Origin of the sequence: Acinetobacter higginsii, from assembly GCF_000369525.1 — a bacterium.
In the GTDB taxonomy this organism is placed as follows: Bacteria; Pseudomonadota; Gammaproteobacteria; order Pseudomonadales; family Moraxellaceae; genus Acinetobacter; species Acinetobacter higginsii.
The window spans coordinates 449,668-470,934 of record NZ_KB850070.1; the positions used below are offsets into that span (position 1 = coordinate 449,668).

The window sequence follows — 21,267 nt, forward strand, 5'->3', positions numbered from 1 at the left end:
CCTGTCTTGTCAACAGAAACGACTGTACCTGTACCAGCACTATCCTTAATCGATAGACTGCCCGCATTGCTTAAGGACAATGTATCGTTCAGGCTGTATTTGTAGGTATTCGTCGCCGCATCATAGGTTGCTGTTGTATTTGTACCATTTGCAAAGTTAACAGTTTCTCCCAGCTGTACGTTGTCTGCTGGAGTTACACCATTCACTGCAAAATTCAAACCTTTATCTGCCTGAGTCTTCGCATTAGTCGCGGTGCTATTTACCTGTTGAATTGCATCGTGAACCGTATTGGCTCCTGTAACTCCGCCAATATTTGTTGAAGTTAAATTGCCGGTTGCATCAATCTGTGTGCTGCTCCCCAATACATTCTTCACATTGTTTTGTGCTGTATATAGCTGACTGCCATTCACGGCATCTGTAGATGTTGAATTGACATCCCCAGCTTTAACATTGGTGATCTTCTGATTGCCTGCATTGATCCCTGTCGCTTTGTCGATAATAATGTTCCCAAGAGTCACTTTGTCAACACTAATATTTTTGGCTAAATCATAGTTAATAGTATTATCCGCACTGCGGGTAGCAACTAAATTTCCATCTGTATTGCGGAAATCAACTGTTTCACCTAGCTTAACTTTATCTGAATTAGCACCTTGGGCTGAGATACTGAAACCTTTATCAGTTAAAGTTGTATTTAGCTGATTTTGTGCAGAAAGCAACTGTTCCTCGGTCGCTGCTCGACCACTATTGTAAGTGCCTGCAGGATTCCACGTTATATTGCTTAACCCAGTAACATCATTTGTCGAAGTATTTACCTTCACATTACCGGCTTTTAATCCAGTATCCGTTAAAGTATTTGTACCGACTTTAACTTCATTATTTTTTATGCTCGCAGAGCCTGTTGTCACACTACCATTGCCACCAAGATTTATTGTTTCAGCAAGACGAATATCTAGCTGATTTGTTCCATTGGCAACCACACCTATATTTCCGGTGCCAGCGAGTGTACCTGTTGCACCGCCTTTCACATTGAGCGTTTCACCAAGTTTACGGGATATTTGAGCCCCCGTATCACCAGCAAAGCTTAATGGTTGATTCACTGCGGTATCTAATGCAGTTAAGGCTGCACCTACATTATTGACCGTAGTTTTTGTACCTATTCCTGCCGGGTTAGTTGTGACGGTATAACTTGGCGCACTAATTGCTCCAGTAGCTTGATTGGCTAATGCCCCACCACCTAATGCTTGTGCTGTTTTATTCGCTAGGTTGGCTAATTCTTCATTGGTTTGGAATAACTGGCTACCATTAATTGCATCAGTACTTGAAGCAGATACTCGACCTGCAGCGACATTAATGATTTGACGTTCATTACCTAAACTGCCCACACTCACAGTTGATGTTGGATTTATGCCTGCATAATTATAGGTTTTACCGTTAACAATTGCACTTGTAGTTGGTGTTGCATTACCAGAAATCGATCCACTACCCAAGGCAATTGCATTTGTATGTGTAACTTTTGCACTAGTACCTAAAGCAAAACCATTGGTTGCAGATACATCAGCACCTGTCCCTATAGCATTCGAACTTTCAGCACCAGCTTTAGCTCCATTACCAAATGCATTCGCATTTAAACCTGCTGCGTCTGCACTTTTACCTATAGCAGATGCATTGAGGCCACTTGCAACGGCACTTGTACCTAACGCAAGCGTATCCTGTCTTAATGCTTGAGCGCCTGTACCCATAGCATTCGCATTAACACCTGTTGCTCGCGCATTGGTACCAATTGCACTTGCATCTTGTTCAGATGCTTTTGCACCCTTACCCATAGCATTCGCATTAATACCTGTTGCTTGCGCATTGGTACCAATTGCACTGGCATTATCAGCTGCAGCTTTTGCATTATCACCAATCGCATTACTGCTTGTGCTTGTTGCTTCTGCACTTTTACCCATCGCATTGGCATTACCAGCAGTCGCTTTTGCATTATCACCAATTGCATTGGCGCTTGTTCCACTTGCTGTTGCATAGTTACCAATAGCATTAGCACTTACTGCAGTTGCTTTAGCAAAATTACCCAATGCACTCGCATTTTCTTTTGCTGCTAGTGACTCATGGCCAATTGCTGTTCCATTATCGCCCTGTACAATTGCTTTACGTCCAATTGCAATGGCCTGATCAGCATTCTGTACTTCTGAATAACTGCCAATACCCACTGCATAGTCAGAATTACCAGTGGTTTTATCAATTTGAATATTGGTACCTATTGCAATACTTTCCATACCATTACTGCTGGCATTGGTACCCATTGCAATATTGTTTGTACTTTTTGCTAAAGCAGTCTTACCAATCGCAATAGATGCATCACCATTTGCTTGCGTGCTGGTATTACCAATTGCGACACTTTCTTTTGCATTAGTTGCAGCATCAAAACCTATAACAACACTTTTTACACCTGCATTACTTGTTGTGACACCAGCACCAATTGCTAGCGACTCGTCAGCAGTTGCTCCCACATTATTTTTATTCGCTGGATTTTTACTATTAATGGAGACATGATGTTGTCCATTATCTGCAATAGCTTGATTAAGCTGTGCCAAATTCACAGCATCTGTAGCTTTTGTTCCTGCAGTAACATTCGAAATACGGCCATCAGCGGTATACATGACAGCGTTGCCAGGTAAAACACTAATTGCACCAGATGACACCGCATTAATTGCACTCGAAACATCTTTATATTGATGAGTCTGGCCATTTTTATCTGTCAATTCAATAATGTAGCCTGTAAATGTCCCTGTAGCTGAATCAACGCCTGTTTGTCCACCAATCAGGCTTGCTACATTTTTTTGCATTGCATTTAATTGCTTGACATTGACTGCATCTGTAGCATTTGCACCCGCCGCAACATTCGTAATACGACGCTCTTGTCCAGCTTGACCAACAGAAACTATATTATAGCCGCCCGTTTTTGTATCAGCTGTCAAATAAGCCGCAGCAATTGAAGTTCCATTGGCTACACTGGACGCCCCTAGAGCAATATTATTGGTACTAGCTTCCGAGTCACGTCCCAATGCCGTTCCAGAATCGCCTGTCACTTTTGCTTTATAGCCCAGAACAGTTGCATAATCACCGCCAGAAGCATTGGCCTCATTACCCAGCACGGTCGAACCTGTTGTTGCATCTACACGTGAACCAATCGCTACAGATTCAGCAACTGCGGTTATGTTTTTATTCGCATCGCGGCCAATAGCAATATTATCATCACCACTTAAATTACTTCCTGCATTTACCCCAATCGCAATATTGTCATCTGAGCTGTCATTACCACCCACTGAAAGGTTGGAACCAGCGCCAATACCTAAAGCAATATTTCGATTACCAATAACATTTTTGCCGCTATCACGTCCAATAGCAATGTGGTCTGTACGGTCATTCGTTGCACCTTGTGATGTACCCACTCCCGCATTCTGACCGATTGAAATACCAGCTGTTGTATTTGCAAAAGCACCTTGACCCAATGCAACAGCACCATCACGGCCCGCATTAGATGCTCCGCCGGCAGCCAGTGCACCGCTTGCAGCTGCTTGAGCTCCAGCACCAATCGAAATTGCCTGCTCTCCTGAAGCATTACCCTTTCGACCTATTGCAATCGCATCCTTTGCAACAGCTTTAGATGAATCACCAAGAGCAACACTAGATTCACCGGCTGCCAAATTAGAAGCGCCCAAAGCTATACTATTCTTTCCAAGAGAAAGATTCGCACCGCTGCTTAACAATGCCACGAAGCTATTAACTTCAATATTTGTAACCGACACCCCATTAATTTCAGTAATATCTGTTAAATTCGTACCTGCACCTGTCGTAGTTACAGAGATGCCATCTATTGCAGTAATTCTACTATTTGCATCTCTTGTATAAACAGGCTGGCGCGGTGTCCCTGTGGTTGAACCAATTGCTGTACTATTTAAACCAATTGCTGCGGATTGTTTACCAATTGCAACTGCATTTTCTTGATCTGCGCGCGCTTGGTCGCCCATAGCAATTGAACTTGTACCATTTGCAATTGCTTGAGGTCCTATAGCAACCGATTCTAGACCTTTTGACTGTGAATCAGCTGCAGCAGAGTTGGTATGGAAATATTTAATACCAACCCCGACTCCACTTCCTGTTCCAGTGGTATCAACCCCTGTAATATATTCAATAGCTTGCCTTACATTATTAAAAGCTTGTGTACCGCCTTTACCATCACTCACCGTATAAGTTGGATTTTCTAAGGTTCCATTTGCATCTAATTTTGTTCCTAGGACATCCGCAATATTTTTATTGACGGTATAAAGCTGCCCACCATTAACTGCATCCGTACTGCTCGCATTACTGATATTTCCAGCCGCTAATCCAGTAATTTTTTTACTATTGAGATTCGCACCATTATTAAATGTCGCTAATCCATTAACATTCAAAGTACCGCCTACAGTTGTATCTCCTGTAGTTGTTAAAGTACCTGTAATATTGGTATTTTTAAGAGCCGTCGTACCATTTGCTACAGTCAAACCATTTCCAATCGTTGCTGAGCCTGTCGTCGTAACATTGCTGAGTGTCGTATTACCAACGACATTTAACGTGTTATTAAGTGTCGTTGCACCTGTTACTCCCAAAGTACCGCCTACAGTCGTATTTCCCGTAGTTGTTAAAGTACCTGTAATGCTGGTGTTTTTAAGAGCCGTCGTACCATTTGCTACAGTCAAACCATTTCCAATTGTTGCTGAGCCTGTCGTCGTAACATTGCTGAGTGTTGTATTACCAACGACATTTAACGTGTTATTAAGTGTCGTTGCACCTGTTACTCCCAGAGTACCGCCTACTGTCGTATTTCCTGTAGTTATTAAAGTACCTGTAATGCTGGTGTTTTTAAGAGAGGTCGCACCATCTGCTACAGTCAAACCATTTCCAATCGTTGCTGAGCCTGTTGTAGTTAATGTACCTGTCTTAACTGAACCGTCCGTATCTAAACCTGCAGTACTTAATGTCGTATTTGTCCCGACTTTAACTGTATTTGTGGTTTTATCTAATTCAACACTGCCTACCGTAACTTTATTCAGACTTACGTCATCCGTTGTTGCAACTACAAAATCTGTGCCACTAGGTGTAACTGTAATATTATTTCCTGCCAAAACATCAGCATAAACTGGCATCATCGCACTTGACGCAATAGCTATAGCTACTGCTACAACTTTCACCGTTTTTGTTTTCGTTTTACTTTTTGCATTTTCCGAAACCGCAACCCATGCCCCTATCGAAGCATTCCAAACTACTCTATAGATCCTATTCATACTTACACCCTTTATATGATTTATAACTTATGAAAATAAAGATAATGTGTTTAGGGTCTGTTGACAATTGTTGCCTAAAAAAATAGCGAGATAGTAAAATCAAATCGCCAAACCCAATTTTACACTCGCTATGCCTCGTACAATGCTGAATGATCAACACTGGTCTAAGTTAACTACCATTTTCCGTCATTTTAATATTTATCTCAAATTAAATTTGAGGAATTTTATCGAAGCTATTCTATTTAGGATACGTACAGGTTGTCCTTGGAGAGATTTACCTCAGGAATTCGGTAAGCCAAACTCTATTTTCAAGAAATATAATCGCTGGTCTAAAAACAACAAACTTATGAATATATTTAAGTTATTTAGTCAGCATGCTGATAAAGAATGGATTTTTATTGATGGTAGTCATGTTAGAGCACATCAACATTCAGCAGGAATTAAGAATCAAGATATTTCTAAAAGTATCGGTGGCAATAGTTCTAAAATACATTTAGCAATTGATTCAAATGGTAATCCAATTGAGTTTATTATTTCTGACGGAACTTCTCATGATATGAAAATTGCCCCAGATCTTGTATCAAAACTAGATTTAAGTGAATCAGAAATGCTGTGCGCTGATAAAGGTTACGATTCTGAAAGTCTTAGAAAGCAAATTCAAGACAGCAAAACAAAACCAAATATTCCTAGAAAATCAAACACAAAGTCTAGTAATGATCACATGGATTGGTATATGTATAAAATCAGACACTTAGTTGAGAATTTATTTTGTAGATTGAAACAATTTAGGGGGATTGCGACACGATATGACAAGCTAAAGCGTAATTATCAAAGTGCAGTTGCTTTAGCTTGTATATTTATATGGTTACCGTTATAGAGTGAATTATGAGCAAGAAATGTCAACACACCCTAATTTCTCCTATTATAAGCCATAAAATGATGTGGTCCTAGGATTTTATACCACGCCTATAATTTCAATATCACCTTTCGCCTTATAAACATGTTGGCCAAAAGCATTTGACAAATGTCCAGTGACACAGTCCAGAGAACTAAATTGATATGAAGGCGGTAAGAGTAAAATAATTTCTGATTCTGCTGTCTTGAATGAAGCCTGCCCTGGGCACGTGAAAAAGTAGAAAGCTTATATTTGTACGTCTTACGCCAAAAGGCCAAACAGAAACCGTAGCCTCAGGCAACACCCCTCTCATCATAAAATTATACCAGTCAGTAAAATACCCTTAGATTAAGCATATGTATGTTGGTTATTATTGTTGAATATCACAATAAATTAGTGACCAAAAATAAAAGTACCCACCCTACCTTAAATTACACCACACAAAAATAAAAACCCTATATAACTGTTATATATAGGGTTTATTAAAATACTAATTATGTAATTTAATGCATTTTATGTCGGTGACTCTTGCCAAGGTTGGGGTTTTAGATATCCCTGAACCAAAGCACTGAACATCATCCGACAAATTCGACCTTGCAAATTTAGACCGCTATTTGCAGTATCAGCAAACAAAGCTTCCCATATCTGTGGTGCTAGTGAATTTGTCACTCGTTTGTCCTTTTTCTTAGTGCAATTTATGAGCTATTTTGAAGCCTTCAACCTTAAAGTGGTGCATTTTAGAGATAGAAAGGTCGTATTTCTTTCAATCTGGCATCATCTCAAACTAAGCAAAACACATTCCATAATAAAATTTTTAAATTAATCGATATAAAACAATAAATTAAACTAGAAACTATCTGGCTCCATCAAAACCTCAGTACTGGTACTACGTCGAACACAATGATTTACGTACAGTCCAATCATCAGCCAAGACCTTTAAATATTTGGAGCTATCTAATGAATCCAACTCAACTTCTACAACTCATTACTGACTTTTCTAATGCTTGGAACAAACACGATGTTGAAGCCTTAATGGTCTGTATGCATCACGACTGTTGCTTTGAAACGGTTGCAGGCAGTGATGTATTTGGTACTCGAATTCAAGGCTATGATGCTGTTCGTCAAGCATTTGAAAATACCTTTAGATCCTTCCCTGATGCCCAATGGCTGAATGCTAAACACTGGTTAAGTGAAGATGCCCAATTTGGTATTTCAGAGACTACATTTACTGCGACTGTACCAGATGGCGGACATATTGAAGCCAATATGGTCGATGTCTTTACCTTCAAAGATGGAAAAATCCTAATTAAAAATGCGTTCCGTAAAAATCGGCCTGTACAAGTCGCTGCATAAGGAGCTTGTCTATGAATCAATCCATACAACATTTGATTGGCGATTCGGATCAACACATCCCGCCCATTCAAAATACATTCAATACCTACAATACAAAGTTTGACCCTTTAATCGATCAAGGATTAAAAGGTAATGAACAATATGCACCCACCTATTGGGTTGCAACTGCTGGCACTCCACCAGAAGATGACGGTCCGCTTCTAGGTGACATTGATGCAGATATTGTGATTATTGGTGGTGGTTTCACTGGTCTTTCCACTGCACTCACCTTAGCTGAAAAATTTGGCACTGCACCATTAGTACTAGAAGCCAATCGCACCGCATGGGGGTGTACCAGCCGTAATGGTGGTCAAGGACAAAATGCATCTGGTCGCCTCTATCGCTCACAATGGATTGATAAATGGGGACTCGACACTGCAAAACGCCTCGATGCTGAAATCCGAGAAGGTTTTGATTATTTCAAAGAGCTCGTGAGTGGTATTGACTGTGATGCACAAGATGGTGGGCATTTATATATTGCTCATCGTGCAAAGAAATTGGCCTTTCTTGAACATGAGAACAAAGTCATGCGAGAGGCTTTCGGATATCAAACAAGGATATTGAGCCGAGAACAACTACATGACGAGTTCGTTGCAGATCAAGAGGCTGCGGGTGCACTATTCGAACCTGATGGTGTTGGTGTACACCCATTAAAATTAGCTTTTGGTTATTTAAAGCGTGCCCGTGCGGCAGGTGCAAAAGTACATACATCTACGCCTGTCCTCAATTGGGAAACACACAACGGTATCCATTACTTACAGACGCCATATGGTGTCGTAAAAGCAAAACGTGTTGCAGTTGCGACAGGTGGATATACCCCGAATGGCTTACACCCAAGTTTGTCTGGCAAAATCATGCCGATTTTATCTAATTCAATCGTGACTCGGCCTTTAACAGCACAAGAACTCAAAGAGGCTGGTTTAAACAGTACAACTTTTATTACGGATACACGCACCTTAAGACACTACTACCGCTTACTCCCAGATGGTTCAGTGCAATGTGGCAGCAGAAGTGCGCTTACGGGTGCTGATGCCAACAATCCTGCACACCTTGAAAGATTAAAAGAAGGTCTTTACCGTAAATTTCCTCGCTTGCGTGGTATACCGATTGCATATTCTTGGTGGGGATGGGTTGATGTCAGCCATGACATGATGCCTCGGATCGTACAACCAAATCCTGATGAAACCATCTATTACGCCATCGGTTATGGTGGTAATGGTGTCTCATTTTCAGCAATGGCAGGTCATCGTTTGGCAGAGCGAATCATGGGTATTCAACGTCCTCAATTCGAATTACCTATTTACCAATCACCACTACCATCACATTTATTTCGTCCCTTTAGACGACTGGGTCAAGCCTTGTTATATCGCTGGTATTACTTAAAGGACGAGATGCTTTGAGTGCTATTTCGCAATCAGGCGAACAGTCAAGTTATAAAAAATTATGAGGGATATGCAGTTATGTATGATTCAAATTCTAATCAAGATTTAAAAAGCACATTGAAGCCTCGGCATGTACAAATGATGGCTCTCGGTGGTGTTATTGGTATGGGCTTATTCGTGGGGAGTTCAGTTGTCATTCAAGCTGCTGGCCCAGCAGCTATTTTGTCATTTTTGATCACAGGTATTTTGATCATTCTGGTCATGAGAATGCTGGGTGAATTAGCAACAGCTTCCCCCGTTACAGGTTCTTTTTATGCTTATGCGCGTTATGCCTTTAAAGACTCTCCATTTTTATCCCGATTGGCTGGCTTTATGACGGGGTGGATGTATTGGTATTTTTGGGTGATTGTAATCGCGCTTGAAGCCATCGTCGGGGCAAAACTGCTTGCGTATTGGATGCCTGATTTACCTCAATGGATTGTCAGTCTAGTTTTACTCATGTTACTGACAGCAACTAATCTGTTTTCTGTTCGCTCTTTTGGTGAGTTTGAATTCTGGTTTTCCTCAATTAAAGTAGCTGCAATTACAGTCTTTATTTTCTTGTGTTCTATTTATTTATTCGGCTTATGGCCAAATCATCAAGCTTCAGGATTTGGAGAGCTCTTAAATCATGGCGGTTTTATGCCAAATGGTTGGGGGCCTGTGCTATCAGGCGCTGTAGCAGCAACAGCGTTCTATTTTGGAGCAGAGATTGTTACAATTGCAGCAGCTGAAACCAAGAATCCTGAAGAGTCCGTAGCGAAAGCGACTCAATCTGTTATCACACGGGTTTTGATCTTCTATGTTTGCTCTATTTTCCTCGTGGTTTGTATCGTCCCGTGGAATAGCACTGCGATTGCTACACCTTATGTCAGTGCCTTACAGGTCTTAAATATTCCCTATGTCGCGGACATCATGAACAGTGTGATTTTAGTTGCTGTACTCAGCTGTCTGAACTCTGGCGTTTATGCCGCAAGTCGTATGTTATTTGCTTTAACAAAAAATGGGGATGCACCTCGTAGCCTAACCAAGCTGTCAAAAAATGGCGTTCCTATCCGTGCCATTTTATTTAGCACTTTATTTGGTTATTTTTCGATCTTAGCCTCCTACTTTTCTCCAGACGGTGTATTCCCGTTCCTCGTTGAATCGTATGGAACAGTCGCGCTATTTGTTTATATCATTATTGCCTTTTCTCAAATTCGTTTACGTCGTCATTTAGAACGCGTAGCACCTGAACGCCTGAAAGTTCGGATGTGGTGTTTTCCTTATCTTAGCTACCTAGCGATCATCGGTATGTTATGTATTTTTGCTGCCATGGCATTCTTACCAAACCTACAGAAAGCCTTTTGGTTCGGAATTGCAAGTGCTGTAATTATGTTCTGTATTTTTATGATTCGTGACTACTTTGAACTACTCAAACTACGTCATCGTTATCCCAAGTTAGATACGCTCATCATCACAAAAAATCACAAAATCTAATCTCGCTGTCCCTCAACGACCTGCCTCATCGTAGGTCGTCTTGACCAGGAATCCTTTATGTTACTAAAAGATAAGCTCGCTGCTTTAGCAGTGGTGTTCATCTGGGGTATTAACTTTTATTTCATGAAAGTTGGTATAAGTGAAATCAGCCCAATGATGCTTGGATGCCTACGCTATATATTCGTATTATTGCCAGCCTTGTTTCTTATTCGCATTCCGCAAGTCGGTTGGAAATGGCTTCTACTTTATGGGCTGATCAGCAACTTTTCCCAATTTGCATTTATGTTTAGTGCGATTGCTACGGGTATGCCTACAGGGTTGGTGGCTTTAGTGGTGCAGTCCCAAGCCTTCTTTACTGTAATCATCGCTACTTTTTTTCTCAAAGAGCAGGCATCTTGGAATCAATGGTTGGCTATCCTGATTGCATCACTCGGCTTAGGATTGATTGCTTTAGGACAACATCATAGCCATGTACCTTTGGTCGGTTTGCTATTGGTTCTATGCTCGGCTTTCTCTTGGGCATGTGGAAATATTGTCGTCAAACGCATGAAGTCTGTTCATCCAATTGGTTTAGTGGTTTGGGGAAACCTACTCACACCACTTTGGTTTTTATTATTGGCTATCCAGACTACAGGTTGGCAAGGAATCATTGCAGATTGGCATGCTTTGAGTTGGAGAGGATTCGGAGCAGCGGCTTTCCTAGCCTATTTTGCGACAATTATTGGTTATGGTTTATGGATTTATTTATTAACTCGCTATCCTGCGGCAAAAATCAGCCCCCTCTCCCTCTGGGTACCTGTGATTAGTATGATTTTCGCTTATCTTGTACTAGATGAACATCTGAATAGTTGGCAATGGCTAGGATCAACGATTGTAATGCTGGGCTTAATGGTTCATTTACTTGGACAAAAGATCAAGGTGCCTTTTATTCGTAGAAAGATGATCCAAAGTTAAATGTGTGCATGATTCTTTATATGATTTCTTTTCCCTATACCAAGCAGCCTAATAACTTTTAGGCTGCTTGGTATCAAACGAGTTAGAGAAAAAACCGATTAAGCAAGACAATTAAAAATGATCCGTGGCATTCTTATCGAGCTTTAAACGATCTTTACTTTTATAAGATTGATCTAATCCGACGCTCTGATCCCGTGGCATAAAGGTGGTCGAGATAATCGCAATCACCGCCATACTGCCAATATAGATCATGATCAGATGTGGGCTGCCGCCACCAACACTAAGTAGCTTCGTCGCAATCAACGGTGCTAGTCCACCACCCAATACCCCCGCTAACTGCACCGAAATCGAGATACCACTATAGCGAATTTCTGCGGGAAACTGCCGTGCAAAAAGTTGTGCCTGTGGTGCATACATAATCGGGAACACTACGCCGATCGCCAACACGATTGCAGTCCAGACCAACACAGGGTCCTTGGTATTGAGCATGCTAAAGAATGGATAGCTATACAGCGCCAGTACACATAGGCCGAACATAAACATATTACGCTGACCGACTTTATCGGACAAATGTCCACATAATGGGGTCATAAACATAATCACAATGGCCCCACAAATGGTGGCAAATAGGATCTCTTGTCTAGCAATCCCCAACTGTGTGGTGGTGTAGGCCAAAGTAAAGGTCGAAGCAATATAAAACCATGCATTTTCAGCTGCGCGCGCCACAATAATGGTGATCAGTTGCTTCGGATGATTTTTAAAGACCTGTAAAGCAGGGACTTTAACTTGTTCCGCCTGCTGCTTCACTTTTTCAAAATCGGGAGACTCTGGCACTTTGACTCGAATGTACCAACCGACTGCCAGTAACACGATGCTGGCAAGAAACGGAATCCGCCAACCCCAACTAAACAAAGCCTGCTCAGGCAATAAAGAGACTAATCCCAACGCAAGTGAGGCAAGCATTAAGCCACCGCCAGTACTGGCTTGAGGCAGACTGCCCCAAAAGCCCTTTTTACCTTCTGGGGCATGTTCAACCGCCATTAACACGGCACCGCCCCACTCGCCGCCCATGGCCATACCTTGGACAAAGCGCAAGATCACCAAGCAGATGGCGGCCCAATAGCCAATTGATTCATACGTCGGTAACAGACCAATCAGGACGGTGGGAATCCCCATCAACATCAAGGTAAGCAATAACATCGATTTACGCCCGATCTTGTCACCAAAATGCCCAAATACCAGACCACCCAACGGCCGCCCGATAAATCCCACCGCATAGGTGGCGAATGCGGCAAGCACACCCGTCAACGGATCAAGGTTAGGGAAAAACAATTTATTAAAAATTAAAGCTGCCGCTGCACCGTAGATAAAAAAGTCATACCACTCTATGGTGGTGCCTACCATACTTGAGATACCCGCCAAGCGATGAGAGGACTTTTTAGCAGATGAACCGTTTCCATGTATTGTTTGCATCATCATGTTCCTTTCTTGGATCTTCTTGTTTTAGGTTTTTTTGCTGATCATCAATCCTGACCATCAGCATGTCAGACGTTTTACTACTCCTTCGATGAGTCAATATGCATGATTGGATTTAGCTGAGTTTTTCCAGAATCTGTTCCAGCTCGGGGTTACGTTGTTGCCATTGCGGCTGTTTGTCTTTGTCCACAATCAGGGCACGTACTCCTTCAATAAAATCACCATGCTCAAACCAGATATCTTGTAGGTCTCGCTCCAGTTGCATGCATTGTGGCAAGGAAAGACCACGGCCTAAATGTTGTAGTTTCAAACTGGTTTGTTTGGCAATGAAGGACCGCTGCTGCAAGATGCTGAGCATTTTTTCTGTCCAAGGCTGCAATTGCTCCTCCTGCTCAGTTGCAAGGCTTTGCTCAATTTCGTCCAAATGCTGAAAACCGAAATGTTTGCGAATACCATCTGCCAACTGTTTCAGTTCACTTTCAGCAGGTCGAGTAATAAAGCACGCAACAATATGCTCAATATTCTGTTTGCTTAAATTCGGCTCATTGATCAATGCCTCTTGCAAAGCATCCAACTTGTCACTGGGTACGTGATAGTCGATCAAATCCAAATAAAGGGCATCACTACTGCTAATCTGCTCGCCCGTAATGGCCAGATAAACGCCGATATCATCCAGTCGAGACAGGAAATGGGTCGCACCAACATCTGGGAAAAAGCCAATTGCTGTTTCAGGCATCGCAAATCGAGATTTTTCACTGCTCACCACAATATGACAGGCTTGTGCCAAGCCAAAACCACCACCGAGCACATAACCATCAAGCACCACCACCACAGGCTTTGCATAGTCACGCAGCAGATTCAGCATTTTATATTCGGCACTAAAATAGCCTTTATAATCAGCCGTATCATTTTTATAGCTATCATATAAATAGCGAATATCCCCACCTGCACAGAAAGCTTTGGGGCTATTCGATTTAATCAGGACCGCCTGAACTGCTGCATCATAACGCCACAGTTCCAGTTGGCTACAGATGCCCTCTATCATCTCCAGTGACAAGGCATTTAAATGTTTAACCCGATCTAAGCTAATCAGGCCAAGACTACCTTTTTGCTCAATCATTAACTGATTTTCAATATTCATTGTTGTTGATCTCTTATCAATTTTTAAATTTCGCCTGACGTTTTTCCACAAAAGCCTGCATACCTTCTTTTTGATCCGATGTGGCAAAAATGGAGTGGAACATCCGTCTTTCAAAACGCAAGCCTTCAGTAAGATTGACTTCAAAGGCGCGATTAATGGTTTCTTTCAGCATCATGTTGGCCGTTAAAGAGCGTGCAGCAATGTTCTCTGCGGCTTGCAGGGTTTGTTCAAGTAATTGTTCTTTACTAAACACACGCGCCACCAGCCCACTTTGTTCAGCTTCAACTGCGCCCATTTGCCGTGCGGTAAAGCACATTTCCATGGCTTTGGCTTTACCAATTGCATGGGTTAAACGTTGCGTACCGCCAATCCCTGGAATCACACCCAAGGTGATTTCAGGCAGACCAAACTTGGCATTGTCTGCACAATAGATAAAGTCACACATCAAGGCCAATTCACAACCGCCGCCCAGCGCATAGCCACTCACCGCTGCAATGAGCGGTTTACGCCGTTGCGCGATACGATCTGCCAGATGGAAAAAATCATCAAAATAAATGTCGGGAAAGTTCAGCTCCGCCATTTCCTTAATGTCGGCACCTGCGGCAAAGGCCTTTTCTGAGCCTGCCAACACCATGCAGCCAATCTCGCGATCTTTTTCTAATTCATCTAAAGCCTGATTCACTTCGCTAATCAATTCACTATTCAGCGCATTCAATGCGTGCGGGCGATTCAGCGTAATCAACCCTACGCCATTGTGTTTTTCTAATAAAATGGTTTGCCACTGCATCATCGATTCCTTGTTCTCTGGTTATAAGCTACGGGCGATCACTAAACGTTGAATATCACTGGTGCCTTCATAAATCTGACAAATTCGAGCATCACGATAGATACGTTCAATCGGGAAGTCTTTCAGATAGCCATAGCCGCCAAACACCTGTAACGCAGCTGAACAGACACGCTCAGTCATTTCTGAAGCAAACAGCTTGGCCATGGAAGCTTCATTGAGACAAGGTTGCCCTGCTTCTTTGAGACGTGCAGCGTAGTGCACCAGTTGTCGAGCTGCTTCAATCTCGGTCGCCATACTAGCAAGACGGAATGCCAGTGCTTGATGCTCAAAAATTGGTTTGCCAAAGGTCAGCCGCTCTTTGGCATAGCGCGTGGCTTCTTCCAATGCTGCACGTGCCAAACCGACCGCCTGTGCAGCAATGCCGATACGACCACCTTCCAAATTGGCAAGCGCGATTTTCAGCCCTTCACCTTCCACACCCAACATCAGGCTTTTATGAATACGCACATCCGTCAGCGCAATCTGACAGGTATCAGAGGCATGTAAACCGAGTTTCTCTTCAACCCGAATCACCTCATAACCTGTTGTCTCGCGTGGCACGAGGAAGGCACTAATGCCCTTTTTACCCGCACTAGGATCAGTCACAGCAAATACGATAATCACCCCCGCGTTGTCGCCCGAGGTAATAAACTGCTTAGCACCATTGAGAATATAGTCATCGCCATCTTTCACGGCACGGGTTTTAATCGCTGCCGCATCCGAACCGGTATGCGGTTCAGTCAGGGCAAAAGCACCAATCATTTCACCTTGTGCCAAGGGTTTTAAAAAGCGTTGTTTTTGCTCATCGCTACCAAATTTTAAAATCGGCACACAGCCCACCGAGTTATGTACGCTCATGATGGTTGAAGTGGCACCATCTGCTGCGGCCACTTCCTCAAGCGCCAAGACATAAGCGAGATTGCCTGTATCGGAACCGCCCCATTGCTCTGGAATCAACATACCCATAAAGCCGAGTTGGCCCATTTGTGCCAGTGCTGCTTTTGGAAAAGTGCCATGTCGGTCCCAATCACTGGCATTGGGCTTGATTTGTTCTTGGGCGAAGCTTTTCGCCATATCACGAATTAAGACTTGTTCTTCAGTTAATTGCATCTTGTGTTCCTTACCCTGCTTTCGCTTGCTGTTTGGCAATTTCCTGATTACGTAATAAAAAGCGCTGAATTTTGCCACTTGGGGTTTTTGGCAGTTCGGTAACGAACTCGACTAAACGTGGATAGGCATGTGCAGACAGGCGTTTTTTCACAAATTGACTCAGTTCCTCAGCCAGTTGTGCTAAGGGTTGAACGCCTGTCGATAAAATTACAAAGGCTTTCACCACCTCGGTGCGCTCTGGATCAGGCACCCCGATGACCGCTGCTTCAACCACTGCATCATGTTCGAGTAAGGCACTTTCCACATCAAACGGTCCAATCCGATAGCCCGAGGTGGTGATCACATCATCACTGCGCCCAACAAAACTCATGCTGCCATCGGCATGCAACTCGGCAGTATCGCCCGTCAAATAGTACTGCCCAATAAAAGGCGATTTACGCGTTTCATGATAGCCACCAAACCACATCATCGGGGATTGACTGATATCGACCGCTAAAATCCCGGGGGTATCTGCAGGCAATTCTTCGCCTTGTTCATTCACGACGGCAACACGATAGCCTGCACTGGCAAAACCCGCTGAACCAGCACGAACCTCATGACTTAAACCATGGTGATTACACACCACCATGCCCACTTCAGTTTGCCCATAATGATCATAAATCGGCGCATCCAACACCTGTTTAAACCAGCGAATCACTTCTGGATTCAATGGCTCTCCTGCACTGCTGACCACACGGAACTGGCCTTTTAGCGCGGCCATCTGGGCAGGGTCTGCTGCCATCATCATGCGGTAAGCCGTAGGTGCACCCGCCAGATTGGTAATCTGATAATCCTTCACAATCTGACACAGGCTGTCCGTACTAAAACCACCGTCATAGAACAAGATGGCATGCCCTAAAAATAAGGGGCCAGTAATACCGAAGTACAGGCCATATGCCCATCCTGGATCGGCAATATTCCAGAATGAATCCTCTTCCCTTAAACCAACCGCATCTTGCATATAGCGCGCAAAGGCCAGTAAGGCTTTTAACGGCACTTCTAAAGGTTTGGCAGGTCCTGTGGTTCCTGACGTAAACATCAATAAAAATGGATCTTGAAGGCTTCGCATGACCAAGTCACAGTGCTCAGGTTGCTGCTGTACTTCATCCCAGAAATTAAAGTCTTCTGGGTTTAACGGTGTCGCTTGCTGATCTGCAACCGTGACAATTGCGGGGCAACGCTCAACTTCATCAAGTTTGCTGCGGTTACCCGTATCCGTCACTACCAACTTACTTTGTGCCAGTTGCAGACGATGCTCGATGGCCTTGGGCCCAAATGCAGTAAACAAAGGTTGATATACCGCACCAATTCGCCAAGCGGCGAAAATCGTTACCAGCAACTCTGGTGTTCTCGGCAGTAATCCTGAAATACGATCACCTGCTTTTACACCCTGCGATTTTAAGAAGTTGGCAAATTGACTCGACCATTGCTGTAACTGGCGAAAAGTGTATTGCTCTTTTCGACCATCTTTGCCTTGCCAATACAATGCGATCTTGTCGCTTTGTGCGTGGCGATCACAACATTCATAACAGGCATTCAATGCATCGACTGAACCTGACAGCATCTGTGTTGCTGTACTTTGCAGATCAAAAGCCTGTACCGTCTCTTTATAATTCAACATCTGTGTTCCCTCAGTCTGCTTTGATTGTTATTCATGACAGGGTTTAATTTTTTGATAAGCCATCCTTTGGCTTGAGCTGTTATGCCTCTGGCGGTAGGTATTGCTGAATAATGCTGGAAAAATCGAGATGCGCATTGCCGCGCATACACATTTGCTGATACAGCTGCTGCACCATACCACCCAACACAATCGGTTGTTTGACTTGCCCTGCCGCTTCTACCGCAAGACCCAAGTCTTTCAACATCAACTGAGTGGCAAAACCATCTTGATAGCCACGCGAAGCGGGTGCATTTTCATTAATCTGTGGCCATGGATTACAGACTTCCGAACTCCAGCAACGACCACTTGAGGTGTTAATCACCCCAGCCAAGGCTTTTGGATCAATGCCCAGCTTGGCACCTAGCGCCATGCCTTCTGCCACCGCAGCCATAGAAATTCCGAGAATCAGGTTATTGCAGATTTTGGCAATTTGACCTGCACCCACCTCACCGCAATGCACCACGTTTTTGCCCATGTGACTGAGTACAGGTTTGACTTCATCAAAAGTCTGATCATTGGCACCCACCATAAAGGTCAAGGTCCCCGCTTGTGCACCGATGGTGCCACCCGAAACAGGCGCATCACAAATATGAATATTTTTACTCTGCGCAATCGCAGCAATATCCTTGATGGTTTGCGGGTCAATGGTACTGCTATCGATACATAAGCTACCTGCTTTCAATACCTCTAACACACCATTTTCACCGAGATAGACTTCTTTGACATGTTTGGCCGCAGGTAACATGCTGATCAGCACATCGGCTTGTTTGGCAGCCGCTTGAGGGCTGTCACATACTACCCCACCCGCCTCGGCAAAGTGCTGAATCGCCACTTCGCTGAGGTCATAACCATAGACGGTCAGTCCGGCTTTAAGTAGGTTGTGGGCCATTCTGCCGCCCATATTGCCTAGACCGATAAAGGCGATATTCATCCGTGATCCCCTTGTTAACGTAAACTGATAGTGGTATTGACACCGCTCACTTCGTGACTGTCTTCAAACCAGCGACTGGTAATGGTTTTGGTTTGGGTATAGAACTGCACAGCCTGTTTGCCATAAGGGCCTAAATCACCGAGTTTTGAACCACGAGAACCGGTAAAACTAAAGAACGGTACTGGGACAGGAATTGGAATATTGATGCCGACTTGACCAATATCAATCAGGTTCTGGAAAGTACGCGCAATCGCACCACTTTGCGTGAATAATCCCACACCATTACCAAATGGATTGGCATTGATCAGCGCAATCGCCTCTTCAAGCGTATCGACACAAATAATCGCCAGTACAGGACCGAAGATTTCTTCTTTATAAATACGCATATCCGTACTTACACCACTGAAAATTGTGGCTCCGACAAAGTTGCCTGACTCATAACCGTGTACCTGAACATCACGGCCATCAAGCAGTAGTTCTGCACCTTGTTCAACACCACTATTGATCAAATCCAGTACCCGGGCTTTGGCACGTTTTGAAATCACAGGGCCAATATCAGTATTCGGTTCATGCCCTGCATTAACAGTTAATGTTTTGGCCTTTTCAACCAAGTCTGCAATCCAGTGTTTACTGTCTCCAACCATCACCGCAACTGACAACGCCATACAACGTTGCCCTGCTGCACCAAATGCGGCACCGACTAAAGCATTCAGCGTTTGTTCTTTATTGGCATCAGGCATTACCGCGACATGGTTTTTCGCACCCATCATCGACTGCACACGTTTACCATGTTGTCCTGCAAGGTTATACACATGCGTGCCCACTGCGGTCGAACCGACAAAGGAAATCGCTTTAATATCAGCATGCGTACACAGGCGATCAACCACCTCTTTACCGCCATGTACCACATTGAGCACCCCTGCTGGAATGCCTGCCTGAATCGCCAATTCGACCAGCATCATGGTCGACAATGGGTCTTGCTCAGAAGGTTTCAATACAAAGGTATTGCCACAGACGATCGCCATTGGGAACATCCAGAGCGGGATCATGGCGGGGAAATTAAATGGGGTAATGCCTGCACAGACACCCAAAGGCTGCTGTAAGGTATAGGTATCCACACCACGCGCGACACCTTCAACATATTCGCCCATTTGCAAGGTGCCAACCGAACAAGCATGCTCAACCACTTCCAGACCACGTTGAATATCCCCTTCGGCATCCGCCAAAGTCTTGCCTTGTTCCGCAGTGAGTACCTGTGCAATTTCTTTCATGTTGGCACGAATCAGGTCTTGCAGTTTCAGCATGATACGCATACGCGCCTGAATAGGGGTCTGACGCCAAGAGGCAAAAGCTGCTTGTGCAGACTGAATTGCCGCATCGACTTCCTGCACCGTAGCAAATGGCACACGACCAATCACTTCCTGCGTTGCAGGATTAATAATGTCTTGCCATTGTTGGGTTTCAGATTCGATAAAACTGCCATTAATGAGTAACTTGGCTGTTTCCAATTGAATATTTTGGATTGTGTTCATAACCTCTCCATAGGCCGTATTTTTATTGTGTTCAGTGTTCAGAAAATATCGATCGTCGTATTTTCTTTATTCAGGTTTTATTCGAGACTAGCAAAGAAAGCTTTGACCACCAACGCAAATTAATGCACGATCATTGTGCAAATATGCACAAAGAAGACCATAATAATGAAAGTGGATTGGGATCATCTACAGTTTTTTTTAGTGTTGGCACGGACCAAAACCTTAACCAATGCCGCCCGCATTATTGGCGTGGAACACAGTACTGTAGCGCGGCGGATTCAGGCGTTGGAGCAGGCTTTAGGCATTACCCTATTTAAACGCGAAGCCTCTGGCTATGAGCTGACTATGGAGGGTTTGGCACTGGTGCCGCGGGTTGAGCAAATGGAATACGCTTTCCTGCAAATTGAAAAACCGCATCAACCTTTGCAAGGCCGTGTGCGAATTGGCACACCTGAGGGTTTTGGTACCGCCTTTTTGGCGCGCTTACTGGCGGAGTTTTCCATACAGTATCCCTCACTCACCATTGACCTGATTCCAGTGCCGAAAATGATCAAGCTGTCGCATCGTGAAGCAGATATTGTGGTTTCAATTGAACGACCCACCTCTGGCCCCTATATCATTACGCGACTCTCGGATTATTGTTTAAAAATTTATGGCAGCAAAAGCTATCTGTCTCAGCATCCCCCGATTCGGCATTTACAGGATTTAACCCCGCATCGCTTCGTCAATTATATTGATGATTTGGTTTACAGTCCCGAGCTGTACTGTCTGGAACGCTTACCTTTAAAACTGAATGCAAACTTTCGCAGTAGTAGTATCTTAGCGCAGCAGATTGCAGTGAGTGCGGGTGCAGGATTGGCGATTTTGCCCAAGTTTTTGGCCGATGATAAGCCCGAGCTTGAAGCCGTACTGGAGCAACAGGTGCGCTATACCCATACCTTTTGGATGCTGACCTTTGTCGATCTACAGCATGAGCCCCGTATTAAACTGGTCTGGGATTATCTACGCAAACAGGCTGATCAATATCAGCACTTATTGGTGGATTAAACACATTGGCTAGACCATAAAAAACCGATCAATATAGATC

At 43.8% G+C, this 21,267-nt stretch carries 14 protein-coding genes and 2 pseudogenes; 7 read left to right on the plus strand and 9 right to left on the minus strand.

Going from position 1 to position 21,267, the window contains the following annotated elements:
• Window positions 1-5,324 (minus strand): ESPR-type extended signal peptide-containing protein (locus tag F902_RS22575; protein ID WP_005200787.1); only part of this gene is annotated, 5,324 nt, incomplete at its 3' end.
• 130 nt (window positions 5,325-5,454) lie between these two features.
• Between F902_RS22575 and F902_RS02640 the strand changes: the two are divergent.
• Both F902_RS02640 and F902_RS22405 read left to right on the plus strand, forming a co-directional pair.
• A pseudogene (locus F902_RS02640) lies at window positions 5,455-6,259 on the plus strand (IS5 family transposase).
• Between the two features lie 179 nt (window positions 6,260-6,438).
• Window positions 6,439-6,510, plus strand: a pseudogene (locus F902_RS22405) (DUF2132 domain-containing protein); the annotation flags it as partial.
• Window positions 6,511-6,732: 222 nt separating this feature from the next.
• On the opposite strand, the gene F902_RS22410 reads toward F902_RS22405, so the two are convergent.
• Window positions 6,733-6,888 carry a hypothetical protein gene (locus F902_RS22410; protein ID WP_157188069.1) on the minus strand — a complete coding sequence of 52 codons (156 nt, stop codon included), beginning with the start codon at window positions 6,886-6,888 and terminating at the stop codon, window positions 6,733-6,735.
• Between the two features lie 288 nt (window positions 6,889-7,176).
• Between F902_RS22410 and F902_RS02645 the strand changes: the two genes are divergently transcribed.
• The 4 genes from F902_RS02645 to F902_RS02660 are packed head-to-tail and all read left to right on the plus strand — an operon-like array spanning window position 7,177 to window position 11,465.
• Window positions 7,177-7,572 carry a nuclear transport factor 2 family protein gene (locus tag F902_RS02645; RefSeq protein WP_005200792.1) on the plus strand — a complete coding sequence of 132 codons (396 nt, stop codon included), beginning with the start codon at window positions 7,177-7,179 and terminating at the stop codon, window positions 7,570-7,572.
• An 11-nt stretch (window positions 7,573-7,583) separates the two neighbouring features.
• Complete coding sequence (locus F902_RS02650) at window positions 7,584-9,011, plus strand: NAD(P)/FAD-dependent oxidoreductase (RefSeq protein ID WP_005200794.1); 1,428 nt, start codon at window positions 7,584-7,586, stop codon at window positions 9,009-9,011.
• Between the two features lie 60 nt (window positions 9,012-9,071).
• A complete protein-coding gene (locus tag F902_RS02655) occupies window positions 9,072-10,511 on the plus strand; it encodes an amino acid permease (RefSeq protein ID WP_005200797.1) in 1,440 nt (479 codons plus the stop codon).
• Between the two features lie 57 nt (window positions 10,512-10,568).
• Window positions 10,569-11,465, plus strand: a complete 897-nt coding sequence (locus tag F902_RS02660) for an EamA family transporter (protein WP_005200799.1) — start codon at window positions 10,569-10,571, stop codon at window positions 11,463-11,465.
• A 111-nt stretch (window positions 11,466-11,576) separates the two neighbouring features.
• On the opposite strand, the gene F902_RS02665 is transcribed toward F902_RS02660, so the two are convergent.
• The 7 genes from F902_RS02665 to F902_RS02695 form a co-directional block, all read right to left on the minus strand.
• Window positions 11,577-12,938, minus strand: coding sequence for an MFS transporter (locus F902_RS02665; protein WP_005200802.1), 1,362 nt, complete (start codon window positions 12,936-12,938; stop codon window positions 11,577-11,579).
• Window positions 12,939-13,056: 118 nt separating this feature from the next.
• Window positions 13,057-14,082: an enoyl-CoA hydratase/isomerase family protein gene (locus F902_RS02670; RefSeq protein WP_005200805.1), complete on the minus strand. Its 1,026-nt coding sequence runs from the start codon at window positions 14,080-14,082 to the stop codon at window positions 13,057-13,059.
• A 16-nt stretch (window positions 14,083-14,098) separates the two neighbouring features.
• Window positions 14,099-14,869 (minus strand): enoyl-CoA hydratase, encoded by a 771-nt coding sequence (locus F902_RS02675; RefSeq protein ID WP_005200807.1) that lies wholly within the window; start codon window positions 14,867-14,869, stop codon window positions 14,099-14,101.
• A 21-nt stretch (window positions 14,870-14,890) separates the two neighbouring features.
• Window positions 14,891-16,018: an acyl-CoA dehydrogenase family protein gene (locus F902_RS02680; RefSeq protein WP_005200808.1), complete on the minus strand. Its 1,128-nt coding sequence runs from the start codon at window positions 16,016-16,018 to the stop codon at window positions 14,891-14,893.
• Window positions 16,019-16,028: 10 nt separating this feature from the next.
• Complete coding sequence (locus F902_RS02685; protein ID WP_005200810.1) at window positions 16,029-17,678, minus strand: AMP-binding protein; 1,650 nt, start codon at window positions 17,676-17,678, stop codon at window positions 16,029-16,031.
• A 79-nt stretch (window positions 17,679-17,757) separates the two neighbouring features.
• The gene (gene mmsB / locus F902_RS02690; protein ID WP_005200813.1) at window positions 17,758-18,648 is read right to left on the minus strand and encodes a 3-hydroxyisobutyrate dehydrogenase; all 891 of its coding nucleotides are present in this window, start codon (window positions 18,646-18,648) and stop codon (window positions 17,758-17,760) included.
• A 14-nt stretch (window positions 18,649-18,662) separates the two neighbouring features.
• A complete protein-coding gene (locus tag F902_RS02695) occupies window positions 18,663-20,180 on the minus strand; it encodes a CoA-acylating methylmalonate-semialdehyde dehydrogenase (protein ID WP_005200814.1) in 1,518 nt (505 codons plus the stop codon).
• Between the two features lie 165 nt (window positions 20,181-20,345).
• Here F902_RS02695 and F902_RS02700 point away from each other — a divergent pair, with 165 nt between their 5' ends.
• Complete coding sequence (locus F902_RS02700; protein ID WP_005200816.1) at window positions 20,346-21,227, plus strand: LysR family transcriptional regulator; 882 nt, start codon at window positions 20,346-20,348, stop codon at window positions 21,225-21,227.
• Window positions 21,228-21,267 lie beyond the last annotated feature (40 nt).